The following is a 13,065-nucleotide window of genomic DNA, read 5'->3' as shown; positions in this document are numbered from 1 at the left end:
GCAGGAGGGCCGATGAGGAAGAAGGGATCGAGTCGTCGCCGCGCCGGTCCGCGAAGAGGATCACTCGGCCTGGGCCGGTGCCGCAGCCCACCACCTCGAAGGGCGATGTCGCCGACCTGCACGCACTGCTGGAGGCGGCGCGAGTGCCCGGTCCCTACGTGCTTGTCGGCTGGTCGGCGGGCGGTCCGATCGTCAGGATCTACGCCGGCGAGTACCCGCACGAGGTGTCGGGTCTCGTCCTCGTCGACGCGGAGTCGGAGTTCCTGCAGTCGGAGCTCACGCCTGAGCAGTTCGACACCTTCCTCGCGCTGATCCGGAACGACGACGGCAAGCGCGTCGCCCAGTGGAAGGACGTCGAGAGGCAGGACCCCGCGACCGTCTTCGACCAGGTTCGCGCGGCGCCTCCGCCACCGAGGATGTCCGTGGTCGTGCTGTCGGGAGACACCTTCGACGCCGACGCCTTCCGTGCCCGCCTGCCTGCCGGGGGCACCGGCCGACTATCCGGGCGTCTTCTGGCGGGCACAAGTGGCGTCCCAGCGAGCTCTCGCCCGGGAGTTCCCCGGCGCGAGGCACGTCACGAAGACCGACAGCGACCACAACATCCACAACAACCGGCCACGGCTCGTCATCGACGCGATTCGCGATGTCGTCGAGCAGGCCCGTCAGCGGAGCGGCACGCCTTCACCCTCGTGAACCCTCGTGAACCCTCGTGAAACGGGGCCGCCGGCACGGCGGGCACGAGTTCCTGCCGGACACCCGCTGGGTAGGGTGGGCGACCGTGTTGAGGGGGAGATCCGCCGAGCTGGCCGTCCTGGGAGAGGTTCTTTCGCGGGCGCGGGCCGGTCACGGCGGCGCCGTGGTGATCCGCGGGGACCTGGGCACGGGCAAGACCGCCCTGCTGGAGTCGGTTCCCGGCGCCGCGGGGGAGGTCCGGCTGCTGCGCGCGACGGGCGTCGAGTCGGAGGCCGAGCTGCCCTACGCCGGTCTCCAGGTGCTGTTGCGGGAGGTGCCGGGGCTGGTCGACCGGCTGCCGGAACGGCAGGCCCTGGCGCTGCGCGCGGCGATCGATCTGCCGGGGGGCTCGGGCGCCGACCGCTTCCTGGTCGGCGCCGCCACGCTCACGCTGCTCAGCGAGCTGGCCGCGGACCTGCCGGTGCTGGTGCTGGTCGACGACGCGCACTGGCTCGACCTCGAATCGGCGCAGGCGCTGGTGTTCGCGGCGAGCCGGCTGGGCGCGGAGCCGGTGACCATGATCTTCGCCGCCCGTGACGGCTCCATGGTCTTCGACGGGCCGGGCCTGCCGGTGCTGCGGCTGGACCCGCTGACCGACGAGGCGGCGGTCGCGCTGCTCGCCGACCACGCCCCTGACCTGGACGCCGCCGTACGCCGCCGGATGCTGGCGCAGGCGCGGGGCAATCCGCTCGCCCTGGTGGAGCTGGCGGACGCGCTCACCCCCGCCCAGCGTGACGGGCGCGAACCGGTCGACGAGCAGGAGATCGCTGTCCTGCCGGTCTCCTGGCGGGTCCGGCGGATCTTCGACGAGCGGATCGCCGCACTGCCCGCCCCGGCGCGCGCCCTGCTGACGATCACGGCGGCGGACGACACCGGCGACCTGGCGATGGTCCTGCGCGCCGGGCAGCTGATGGGCGCCGCGGCCACGGATCTCGAGCCCGCGGCCGAGGCCGCGCTGATCCGGCCGGCGGACGGACACGTGGCGTTCCGCCACCCTCTGGTACGGGCCGCCGCCTACCAGGGCGCCCCGCTGGCACAGCGCATGGCCGCCCACCGGGCGCTGGCCGAGGCGATGGGCGCCGGTCGGGACGCGGGCCGCCGGGCCTGGCATCTGGCCGCCGCGACCGCCGGCTACGACGAGGAGGTCGCGGCCGAGCTGGCACGCAACGCGGAGCTGTTCAGGTCGCGTGGCGGCCTGGCCGCGGTCGCCGCCGCCTACCGTCGCGCCGCCCAGCTGACGGAGGACCTCGACATCCGCGCCGGTCGCCTGGCCGCCGCGGCGCTGGCCGCCCACGACGCCGGCCAGATCGAGCACGCCGCCGCGCTGGCTGACGCCGCGGCGGCACACGTGCGTGACCCTTCTCAGCTGGCCCGCCTGGCCGCGATCCGGGCCGGCAGGGAACACGCCAAGGGCCGGCCCGAGGTGGCCCGCCTGCTGCTCATCGACGCGGCACGGGAGGTCATGACGCTCGACTCCACGGCGGGCCGGATGATGGCCTTCGAGGCGATGGCCGCGGCCTGGGACACACCCGACCCGGCCACGGCCGCCACGGACACCGCCGCCAGACTGCCCGACCCCGCCGCAGGCACCGCCGCGACGCTGCCCGACCCGGCCACGGCCGCCGCGGGCACCGCCCTCAGGCTGCCCGACCCGGACGTGGGGGACGGCGCCCTGCGCAGGGGCGCGGCCGGGCTGCTCGGGCTCGCCACGGGGGATCTCGCCGGTGGCGTCGCCGCGCTACGGGAGTTCACCGGCCACGTCGCGGCCACCCGCCAGGACCGCAGCCTGTCCGACCACTCCCGGCTGCAGGGATGGGAGATGCTGCTCGGCGACTACGCAGGCGTCCACGAGCAGGCCGTCGCGCTGGACCAGGAGTGCCGCGAACAGGGCGCGCTCGGCGTGCTGCCCAGGGTGCTGCTGCGGCTGGCGCGCTGCCGGCTGTTCCTGGGCAGGCACCGCGACGCCTACGCGACCGCCATGGAGGGGCTGGAGATCGCCCGCGACACCGGGCAGCACCACTACGTCGCGATGCTCAGCGCGGTGCTCGCCGTCCTGTCCGCGCTCGCGGGCGACCAGGACGGCTGTCGCCGGCCCGTCGGCGACGACCTGTCACACGGCATCCCGCCGAACCCCACCTGGCACGCGTATGCCCTGGGCCTGCTCGATCTCGGTCTCGGCCGGTACGAGTCCGCGCTGCCGCGGCTCGCCGGTGTCGCCGCCGGCGCCGACCGGCACACCGTGATCGCCCTCCACAGTCTGCCGGAGCAGGTGGAGGCGGCCGCCCGGCTGGGCAGGGCCGCCGAGGCGCGCCAAGCCTGCGACCGGTTCCGGCAGTGGGCGGCGAGCATCAGGACGCCCTGGGCGCGGGCCGTGGCGCTGCGCTGCCGTGCCCTGCTCGAACCGGGCGAGGAGGCCGGGCCGCTCTTCGAGGCCGCGCTGGCCGTCCACGAGGGGGACGGCCGCCCGTTCGAACAGGCGCGCACGCGACTCCTCCACGGCGAGTGGCTGCGGCGCGCCAAGCGCCGCGCGACCGCCCGCGAGGCGCTGGCATCGGCGTTGGAGTCGTTCGAGCGGATGCGCGCCACGCCGTGGGCCGACCGGGCCAGGAGCGAGCTGCGGGCCGCCGGCACCACCACGGTGCAGGCGCCGGGCAGCGTGGATCCCGCCGCCCGGCTGACCGCGCAGGAGCTGCAGGTGGTACGGCTGGCCGCGACCGGGATGACGAACCGCGACATCGGCGCCCAGCTGTTCCTCAGCCCGCGGACCGTCGGCTACCACCTGTCCAACGCCTATCCCAAGCTCGGCGTGACCGGCCGGGCCGCGCTGGCGCGGCTCGACCTGGCATAGAACCCGGTCATTCGGCAGATCCGGGTCATCCCCCCGCGCCCGTAGCGTCGCCTCCGTTCGATCAACGACGCGAAGGGGAGGACCCGTGAAGGTTCTGGTGCTGGGTGCGACGGGTTACATCGGCAAGGCCGCGGTGCGGCGGCTGCGGCAGGACGGCCACGAGGTGGTGCCGTTCGTGCAGGCCGACGACCCCGCGGCGACCCAGGTGGGGACACGCGTGGGTGATCTGTCCGACCCCGGCTCGCTGCGGGCCGCGGTGACGGAGGACATCGACGCGGTGCTGAACATCGCGACACCGACCGGCGAGGAGGCGGTGGACGCCGCCGCCGTCGACGCCCTGCTGGATCGGCTGCGGGGCACCGGACGGGCGTTCGTCTACACCAGCGGCGTGTGGGTGCTGGGCGAGACCGGCGACCGAGTCGCGGACGAGGGCTCGGCGACGAACGCGATCGACATCGTGGGCTACCGTCCGCGCATCGAGCAGCGGGTGCTGGCCGCGGCGGCGGATGACGTGCGCTCCGCGGTGATCCGGCCCGGCATCGCCTACGGCAACGGCGGCGGCATTCCCGCGCTGATGGTGGCCTGGGCCAGGGAGCACGGCCACGGGCGGTATGTGGGCTCGGCGGGGACGCGCTGGCCGATGGTGCACGTGGACGACCTGGCCGCGCTGTACGGGCTGGTGCTGGAGAAGGGCTCCGCGGGCAGCGTGCTGCACGGCATCGCGCTGGAGGCGGTGCCGGCCGCCGCCCTGGCCGCCGCCGCCGACCTGGCCGCGGGCGGAACCGGCAGGGCCGAGCCGTGGCCGGTCGAGCAGGCCGCCGAGACGCTGGGCGTGCCGTTCGCCCAGGCGCTGGCCCTGGACCAGACCGTCTCCGGCAGGCGGGCGTGGGACGAGCTGGGATGGCGGCCGAGCCGGCCGTACGTCACCACGGACCTGACCAGCGGCTCCTACGCCGGGTGAGCACCGCTGCTCGCCACGCTCCCGCTGCGGGCCGGCTGGATTGATCACAGGCGTCGTCAACGGTGGGACTTGATCGGCGAAGACACCTCCGGTGTGGTGGAGGTGCCGGATCCGCGGCACCCGCGGAGGCCCCGAGTCCCACCGTCGCAAGGGAGGATCGCCCGGATGGTCACGAACCGCTACCCGGCCACGTGCTGGCTCACACCGAGCGCGGAGGTCCGTCCCTCGCCTGTCGAGGGACTCGGGCTCTTCGCCACCGCGGAGATCGGCCCAGGGGACCTCGTCATGCGGCTCGGCGGACAGGTCATCGACGACGTGACCCTGGCCGGCCTGACCCCGCCCTACAGCAGCCTGACCGTCGAGGAAGGCGTCCACCTGCTCCTTGACCCCGGCCATCCGGTCCGCTACGGCAACCACTCGTGCGACCCGAACCTCTGGCACGACGATTCCACCACGGTGGTCGCGCGCAGGCGCGTCATGCCCGGCGAGGAGCTCTCCCTCGACTACGCCACCCACAGCGGAACGGACACCTGGGCCATGCCGTGCCGGTGCCTGAGCCCTCTGTGCCGCGGTACGGTCACCGGCGGCGACTGGCGACTCGCCCGCCTGCGGCGCGCTTACGGAACCCACTGGGTGACGCCGCTGCTACGCCGCATCGCGCAGAGCGAGCCCGGCGCGCTTCGATGACGAACCGTCGTTTCCACCACCTCAATGCCTGGAACGGCAGCCCGCCGTCGCCGAGGCCCATATCCGGCACATCGGCCACCCCGTGTCGCCCACCCCGCCGACAAGCTCGAGAACGCGCGGCGTGCTGCATACTGCCGCCTCATGGAGATCTCGGAAGGCGAGCTACGCCGGATCGAGTCCGGGCCGCCGGCCGAGGCCGAGCCGGCGTTCGTCGTGCGCGTGTTCTTCACGGCGGACGAGGCAGTTTGTCGGGAGTGGCGCGGGCAGGGGGCTCAGCCGGCTGCGAAGGTCGCCTGGTCGGCCGCCGACTCGTCCTCGGCGCGGTAGCCGCTGGCCTGGGTCTCGAACAGCCGGGCGTAGCCGTTGCTCGCGGCGATGAGGTCGGCGTGGGTGCCCTGCTCGGCGATCCGGCCGTCGCCGAGCACCACGATGAGGTCGGCGTCCCGTACCGCGCCGAGCCGGTGGGAGACGAGCAGGCTGGTGCGCCCCGCCCGATGTTCGCGCAGCCGCCGGTGCACCTCGTACTCGGCCTCCGGGTCGAGTCCCGAACTGGGCTCGTCGAGGATGAGCAGGTCGCGGTGCTCGCGCACCAGCGCGCGGGCCAGCGCGAACCGCTGCCACTGCCCTCCGGACAGCACCACGCCGGCGTCGTCCTCCGGCCCGAAGAAGATGCGGCTCAGCATCGTGTCGTACCCCTGCGGCAGGGCCCGCACGGTCTCGCCGGCTCCCGCCGCCTCGGCGGCGGCCTCGATCCTGGCCCGGTCGGACATCGCCGCGAGCTCGCCGACGCCGATGTTCTCCGCCGCGGTGAGGTCGTAGCTCATGTAGTCCTGGAAGAGCACGCCCATCCTGGCGCGCAGCTCGGCCGGCGGTACGTCGCGGATGTCCACGCCGTCCCAGAGGATCGTCCCGCGGACCGGGTCGTAGAAGCGGCACAGCAGCTTGATGAGGGTGCTCTTGCCGGCTCCGTTGAGCCCCACCAGCGCGACCGAGGCGCCGTGGGGGATCGTGAGGTCGACGCCGCGCAGCACCCAGGGGTGGCTCTCGTCGTAGCGGAACCACACGTCGCGCAGCTCGATGCCGCGCCGGAGCGCCGGCAGCGTCGCGGGCCGGCGCGGCGCAGGGAGGTCGTCGGGCAGTGACATCACCCGCTCGTGGTGGCCGAACAGGAGCAGCGCGTGGCCGGCGTTGGCCGCGTTCTCCACGGTGGCGACCAGCGCGGCCTGGGTGCCGGCGACGGCCGCGGCGAACGCCGTGACGTCGCCCAGGGTCAGCCGTCCGGCCAGGGCCGCGTACCCCGCCCACACCAGTCCGGTGCCGCTGACCAGGGCGGACAGGGCCGCCAGTGACGACTGCGTGAGCGCCTCCCGCCGGTCCAGCCGCCGCTCGCCCGCCTGCATGGTGGTCAGCTCGCCGATCACCCGGCGCCTGAGGAAGTCGCCGAGCCCGAACAGGCGCACCTCCTTGGCCGCCTGCACGTCGGTGATCAGCGAGGAGTAGAAGATCTGCCGCCGGGCCGCCGCCGACTGTCCGGCGATCATCGCGGCCCGCCGCTTCTCCAGGGACATCCTGGCCGCGAGGGTGGGCAGCGCGGCGACCGCGACCAGTACCGCCATCAGAGGGCTCAGCACGGCCAGCGCGCCCAGCAGTCCGGCCAGGGTGATGACGTTGCGCCCGAGGTCGAACAGGCCCGAGGTGATCGGCCCCATCGCGCCACCGGTGGCCTGCGTGGCCATCCGCAGCTCGTCGAGGAAGGCCGGGTCCTCGAACCGCGACAGCCCCTGGAACCCGTTCACCCTCGTGTACAGGCGGTCCTGCAGCAACAGGTCGAGCCGGCGGTCAGATTCGGCCCGCAGGTATCCCGTGACGTGCGGCAGCACTCCCGCGGCCATGCCGAGCGCGACGAGGCCGGCGACCGGTCCCGCCACCCGTTCCGCGAGACCCGCCGCCAGCCCGTCGACGAGCTCCTTGGTCATCCACACGGTGCCCGTGGGCAGCAGCCCGGCCGCGATGGTGGCCGCCAGCTGCGACACCGCCAGCACCGGTCCGGCCCGCCAGCACAGCGCCCCCAGGGCGGCGGCGCCGCGCAGCCGTTCCGCGATCACGTCGCCGGCGCCATGGCGGTGAGCTCGGCGAGTTCCGTGTGCGCGGCCACGACCGTGCCCTCCTCGGCGCGCAGGAACGTGGGGAACGCCTCGATGCCGAGCGCGTGCCCGATGCGGTCGGCATCGGCGCCCGTGATCACGCTCGCCGCGCCGCCCAGTACGGCGAGCAGGTCGTCGACCTTCGCGCCGGCGCCGCTGATGACCGCCAGGGCGGGCTGCTTGCCCGCCGCCTCGGCGAACTGCGGCGCCCGCTCGTGGCACGTGCTGCAGCCGACGTCGAAGAAGCCCACCAGTCGCGCCCCCGCGGCGACCTCGGGCAGCGTGCGGCCGACCAGCACGCCGGGGTCGTACGCCATGAGCATCGAACGCCCCGCCAGCCGTTCCAGCTCGGCGGTGTGCTCGCGGAGCCGGCGCAGCACCCCCAGGGTGAGCAGCAGGTTGAACAGGCACAGGACGCCGACGAGCACGACGGCGGCAACCAGGAAAGGCATCGGACAACCTCACTTCAGACGGTGAACAGCTCCATCAGGTCGTCGAGGCGCACCACGAGCAGGGCGCCCACGCCGGCCGCGACGAGCGCGAGGACGACACCGGCCGGATGCGGCGCGGACGTCCCGGCCGTGATCCAGGCGGTGAGCCCGACGCCCCCGAGGGCGGCCAGGACGAGGTTGCGCACCACGTGCACCCGGCCGAGCGGCGTGGCGGAGGCGCCGAAGCACCGGCACGGCGCCTGCCGTCCTCGGCGCAGGGCGGCCAGGATGCCGCCGGTCAGCACGGTGAGCGCCCCGACGGCGGCCGCGAACCCCAGCGGTACGGCCGGCGGGAGCGCCAGCAGGAGGACCACCACGGCCTCGGCCGCCACGAGCGCGTGCGCGGCCACCGCCGACCCGCCTCGCGGAAGGATCCCGAGCGCCACGATGGAGGCCGCGAACTCGTCGAACGCCGCCCGGCCGCGGATCTTCCCCACGAGTGCGATCGTGAAGACGGCGGCCAGCAGGGCCCGACAGGCGATCATGAGATACAGCACGTCGTCACCTCGTCGCCTGGTCTGGCGGCGGACACCGCCGCCAGACCCGCGTGTCCTACCTAGCCACCACAGGTTCTGTACACGTAGCAGGCCCCGCAGTAGGTCTGGCCGCCGATGTTGGTGCAGAGCTTGCGGTAGTCGGAGCGCTCCCTGCAGTAGCAGTGGACGTACCACTCGGAGGCGGCCTTCGCGGACGCCTTGGGCACCAGCTTGTCAAGAACCCGGTCGCCGAGCCTGCCAAGGACAGCGGTCATGGATTCGCTCCTTTCCTAGCGATGCGGTCAGCCGAAACCTAGGGGCGGGGCATACAGCGCCCCATACAGCCGCGCTACAACCGGGCGGTGAGCAGCCGTTCCAGCACCGGATCGCGGCGCTTCGACGGGTCGGCGAAAAGGTCGGCGAAAAGGCCGGCGGCCCTGGCGGCGTCCGCCGCGGCGCGCGGGTCGCCGAGGGCCGCGCGGGCTCGGGCGAGCTGCCGGGTGCCGGCGGCGCGGCCGTACGCGTCGCCGATCTGGTCGGTCAGCTCCAGGACGCGGGCCAGGTCGGCCACGGCCGCGCCCGGATCACCCTGCCGCAGCCGGATCTCGGACCTGCTGAGCAGGACCTCCCACTGGTCCTCCCTGTTGCCGATCTCCTCGCAGCGGGCCAGCGCCTCCGCCAGCACCTCCAGTGCCTTCTCCCGCCGGTCGAGCAGGCAGTAGGCGCGGCCGAGCGCGGCCAGGGTGATGCTCTCGCCGTACAGGTCGCGGTCGGCGCGCCGGACGGACAGGCACTCTTCGAGGCGGTCCGCCGCCTCGGCGTACCGGCCCAGCCGGAGCAGCACCTCGCCCAGGTTGTGGGTGACCAGCCCGATGCGGTTCGACCCGTGCGCCTCCAGCAGGCGCAGGCCCGCGGTGATGTGGTCGAGGGCCGCGTCGAGCTCGCCGGTCTGCATGCACAGCCAGCCGAGGTTGTGCAGCGCCAGCCCTTCCTCCTCGCGCCTGCCCAGGTCGCGCCAGAGATCGAGGGCCCGGCGCAGGAGGTCGTGCGCCGCCTCGGCCTGGCCGGACCTCCACTCCACCAGTCCCAGCGTCACCAGCGTGGACGCCTCCGCGACGCGGTCGCTTTCGCGCCGCGCGACGTCGATGGCCAGCCGCGCGACGGTCTCCAGCTCCCGCCAGTAGCCGCTCTTCATCGCGATGGCCTTGATCAGGGGCATCAGCGCGACGGCGAAGCCGCCCTGGTCCTCTTTCACCGCCTGTACGGCCGCAGCCACCAGGCACGGCAGCTCCGTGTCCAGCCATCGCACAGCGGCGGCGGGATCCGGCGGGGCGACGGCGGAGGCGTCGGCGCCCTCGACGGCGGGCAGCAGGTGCGGCTGCAACACGTGCTGCAGCCGGCGGCAGCCGTCGAGGTACCACTCCAGGGCCCGTCCGACCGCACCCGCGCGCTCCTCCGGCGCGTCATGGCCGCCGGCCAGCTCCGCCGCGAAGAGGCGCAGCAGGTCGTGCATGCGGAACCGGCCGTCACCGACCGGATCGAGCAGGCGCGCCTCGATCAGCTCGTCCAGCGCGCTCTCCGCCGTCGCCCGGTCGGTGTCCATCAGCGCGGCGGCGAGCTCGACGCCCACCTCGGGCACCTCCAGCACGCCGAACAGCCGGAAGGCGGCCTTCGCGGTGCTCGTCAGCGTGCCGTACCCGACCTCGAAACAGGAGCGCAGCCGCAGGTCGGCCGCCTGCAGCTCGTCCAGCCGCCGGTGCTCGTCGCCCAGCCGCTCGCCGAAGCGGGCCAGCGACCAGTCGGGCCGGCCCGCCAGCCGCGCGCCGGCGATGCGCAGCGCCAGGGGGTGGTAGCCGCACCAGGACGCGATCTCCGCGGCAGCCTTCGCCTCGGCGGCCACCCGTTCGCCGGCCAGCAACGTCAGCAGGCGCACCGACTCGGCCTCGTCGAGCATGCCGACGGCGATCGGCACGGCGTCCACGGTGGTCAGCGCGACGCGGCTGGTGATCAGAGCCGCGCAGCCCTCGCCCGCCGGCAGCAGCGGCGCCACCTGGGCGGCGCTGACCGCGTTGTCGAGGACGACCAGGACCCGCCGGTCGGCCAGCAGCGACTGGTAGTGGGTGGCCGCCTCCGCCGGCGCGGCGGGAACGTCACCGGGCGGCACGCCCAGCGCGCGCAGGAAGCGGCCGAGCACCTCGGCAGGGCGCAACGGGGGCAGGCCGGGTGTGGATCCCTGGAGGTCGACGTAGAGCTGGCCGTCGGGGTAGTGGTCGGCCACGCGGTGCGCCGCCTTCACCGCGAGCGCCGACTTGCCCGCGCCGCCGGGGCCGTGCAGCGTCACCACGGACGGGCCCGCCTCGCCGTGCAGGACGGTGTGCAGCCGGGCCTGCTCGGCCGCCCGGCCGACGAACACCATCGGCGCCCGCGGCAGCAGGCGGGGACGCGGGCGCCCGTCGTCGGTCGGGACGGCCACCGTGTCACGGTCCGGTGCCAGCAGACCGGCGTCCCTGCGCAGGATCGCCTGCTGCAGCAGGCGAAGGTCCGGTCCAGGGTCGATGCCCAGCTCGTCGGCCAGGACCCGGCGGGCGGCGCCGAACGCCTCCAGCGCGCCGACCACGTCGCCGCTGCGGTACAGGGCCACCATGAGCTGGCCGTGCAGCCGCTCCCGCAGCGGATACTGCCCGATCACCTCGCGCAACCGGGTCGCCGCCGTCGCGTTCTTGCCGAGCGCGAGCTGGATGTCGGCGTGTTCCTCCACCACGCCCAGGTAGTGGTCGGTGAGGCGGGCGACCACCTCGCGCAGGGTGGGGCCGAGCGGCACGTCCTCGGCCGCCGTCCCGTCCCACAGCGCCAGGGCCCGGGTGAAGGACTCCTCGGCGGCGCTCAGGTCGCGCCTGGCCAGCGCCTGGCGGCCGCGTGCCGACAGCGCCTCGAACTCGAAGAGGTCGAACTCCTCCGGCCCGACGTGCAACAGGTAGCCGACGTCCGAGGTGACCAGCCGTTCCTCGTCCGGCAACAGCTTGCGCAGCTGCATGAGGTAGGTGCGCAGGTTCGCCACCGCGGAGCGGGGCGGCTGCTCGTCCCACACCTCCGCCACCAGCGACCTGATGGGGACGACGTGACCCGCCCGCGCCAGCAGCATGGCGAGGACGGTCCGTTGCTTCGGCGCCGTGATCCTGACCGGGGACCCGTTGACCTGGATCCGCATCGGGCCGAGAAGTCGAAACCGCACGATGGCCGCGGTTACCGGGAGTGTCCGCCAAACCGGCGCAGCGCGACGCCGAGCAGCCGGTCGGCGTCGAAGAACCCGCGCTGGCGGGAGTCGACGCTGTCGCTGTTGTCGCCGAGGACGACCAGCGCGCCGGCCGGTACCCGGGTCACGCTGTCGTCGATGCCCGGCGGCACCGGGTCGCCGGGCAACGCGACGGCACGCTTGATGTTCCACTGCCGACCGTCCGGTCCCGGCGGACCAGGCTCGGCGGGCGTCGGCGGCGGCTCGAGCACGACCACGTCACCCCTGCTGACCTGGTCGATCCGGCGCCTGAGCACCAGGACGCGATCGCCGTCGGCCAGGGTCGGCAGCATGCTGGTCCCCTCGACGGTGACCACCACGTAGCGCCTTCGCACCCATAACGCGCCCGCGATCGCCACCAGCACGCACCCACCGATGATCAGCTTCATGGCGCTCTTCCGAGGTCGGCCCCTGGGAGGGGTGATTCCTGAGGCGAAACGATCTCCGTTGGAACGTGGCCATGTCAAGATGCCGCCGCCCCGTACGGCCGGGCGGCGGATCGTCGCCCGTAGAAGGCCCCGCGGCGGGAAGGAACAAGGTGTCCCACGCTGAGGAGTGCCTGCCGTCATGGACTGGAGCCTTCGCGCCTGCAGCCGGCGCGGTCACGTCACCTACGCCCCCGACGAGCCGCATCTGCGACGGCGGCTGCGCGCCGACACCACGCTGGGCGAGGTGTGGCGCTGCCTGCGCTGCGGCGACTTCACCCTCGGACCGCCGCACGGCACCGGCCCCGCCGACGAGGCTCCGCTCGTCCTGCGCGGCCGGGCCCTGCGCGACGCCGCCATCCTCCGGCTCCTCGCGCTCGAACGGTTCGCCAGGGCGCTGCTGCTGTTCCTGGCCGCCTACGGCGTCTGGCGTTTCAAGGGTGGCAAGGAGGCGATCAACAGGGCCTTCGAGGAGTACCTGCCGCTGCTCATGCCGCTGGCCGAACGGCTCGGCTGGCGCCTGGCCGACTCCAAGCTCGTCCTCACCCTGCACCAGCTGCTGGCGACCGGCACGAGGACGCTGACCTTGCTGACCGTCGCCCTCACCGCGTACGGCGTGATCCTGGTCGTCGAGAGCGTCGGGTTGTGGCTGCTCAAGCGGTGGGGCGAGTACTTCGCGGTGATCGCCACCTCGGTCTTCATCCCGCTGGAGATCTACGAGCTGAGCCACCGGATCACCTGGATCCGGGTGACGTTCCTCGTCGTGAACCTCGCGGCCGTCGCCTACATCGTCGTCACCAAGCGCCTCTTCGGCGTGCGCGGGGGTCGCGCCGCCCACGAGGCGGAACGGCACGAGGCGAGCCTCCTCGAGGTCCAGACGGCGGGCACCCGCTGAACCCGCCCCGGACGGTCGACGCGAGGTGCACGATGGGCTGGGAGACGTGGGAAAGAGGGCGCGGGAAGCCCGCGGGAAACCGTGGGGGAAAAGGAAGCGAGGCCCGCATCGGAA

11 protein-coding genes are annotated in these 13,065 nt (G+C 73.9%); 5 read left to right on the top strand and 6 right to left on the bottom strand.

All coding sequences use genetic code 11. From position 1 onward, the window contains the following. Positions 1-77: 77 nt before the first annotated feature. The 4 genes from ACWEVS_RS31210 to ACWEVS_RS31195 all read left to right on the top strand — a co-directional run bounded on the left by ACWEVS_RS31210 (position 78) and on the right by ACWEVS_RS31195 (position 5,228). Positions 78-713, top strand: a complete 636-nt coding sequence (locus ACWEVS_RS31210; RefSeq protein WP_452554341.1) for an alpha/beta fold hydrolase — start codon at positions 78-80, stop codon at positions 711-713. Positions 714-778: 65 nt separating this feature from the next. Then, positions 779-3,580, top strand: a complete 2,802-nt coding sequence (locus tag ACWEVS_RS31205; RefSeq protein WP_452554340.1) for a LuxR C-terminal-related transcriptional regulator — start codon at positions 779-781, stop codon at positions 3,578-3,580. Between the two features lie 85 nt (positions 3,581-3,665). Next, the gene (locus tag ACWEVS_RS31200; RefSeq protein ID WP_452554339.1) at positions 3,666-4,541 is read left to right on the top strand and encodes an NAD-dependent epimerase/dehydratase family protein; all 876 of its coding nucleotides are present in this window, start codon (positions 3,666-3,668) and stop codon (positions 4,539-4,541) included. Positions 4,542-4,706: 165 nt separating this feature from the next. After that, positions 4,707-5,228, top strand: a complete 522-nt coding sequence (locus ACWEVS_RS31195) for an SET domain-containing protein (protein ID WP_452554338.1) — start codon at positions 4,707-4,709, stop codon at positions 5,226-5,228. Positions 5,229-5,500: 272 nt separating this feature from the next. Here ACWEVS_RS31195 and ACWEVS_RS31190 read toward each other — a convergent pair whose 3' ends face one another. From ACWEVS_RS31190 to lepB, 6 genes are all read right to left on the bottom strand, one after another. Then, positions 5,501-7,333 (bottom strand): ABC transporter ATP-binding protein, encoded by a 1,833-nt coding sequence (locus ACWEVS_RS31190; protein ID WP_452554337.1) that lies wholly within the window; start codon positions 7,331-7,333, stop codon positions 5,501-5,503. After that, positions 7,330-7,824, bottom strand: coding sequence for a hypothetical protein (locus tag ACWEVS_RS31185; protein ID WP_452413744.1), 495 nt, complete (start codon positions 7,822-7,824; stop codon positions 7,330-7,332). The genes ACWEVS_RS31190 and ACWEVS_RS31185 overlap by 4 nt, the downstream gene beginning before the upstream one ends. Before the next feature lie 14 nt (positions 7,825-7,838). Continuing rightward, entirely contained in the window at positions 7,839-8,360 is a 522-nt protein-coding gene (locus ACWEVS_RS31180; protein WP_354919874.1) for a MauE/DoxX family redox-associated membrane protein, read from the bottom strand. Positions 8,361-8,419: 59 nt separating this feature from the next. After that, positions 8,420-8,614, bottom strand: a complete 195-nt coding sequence (locus tag ACWEVS_RS31175) for a hypothetical protein (protein WP_452554336.1) — start codon at positions 8,612-8,614, stop codon at positions 8,420-8,422. Between the two features lie 74 nt (positions 8,615-8,688). After that, positions 8,689-11,571 carry a BTAD domain-containing putative transcriptional regulator gene (locus tag ACWEVS_RS31170; RefSeq protein ID WP_452554335.1) on the bottom strand — a complete coding sequence of 961 codons (2,883 nt, stop codon included), beginning with the start codon at positions 11,569-11,571 and terminating at the stop codon, positions 8,689-8,691. 11 nt (positions 11,572-11,582) lie between these two features. Continuing rightward, positions 11,583-12,020: a signal peptidase I gene (gene lepB / locus ACWEVS_RS31165; RefSeq protein WP_354919882.1), complete on the bottom strand. Its 438-nt coding sequence runs from the start codon at positions 12,018-12,020 to the stop codon at positions 11,583-11,585. A gap of 178 nt (positions 12,021-12,198) precedes the next feature. Between lepB and ACWEVS_RS31160 the strand changes: the two genes are divergently transcribed. After that, entirely contained in the window at positions 12,199-12,951 is a 753-nt protein-coding gene (locus tag ACWEVS_RS31160) for a DUF2127 domain-containing protein (RefSeq protein ID WP_449921570.1), read from the top strand. Positions 12,952-13,065 lie beyond the last annotated feature (114 nt).

Source organism: Nonomuraea sp. NPDC003754 (genome assembly GCF_053605785.1).
Note: the sequence above shows the minus strand (reverse complement) of the source record. Positions and strands in the feature narration are given on the sequence as shown.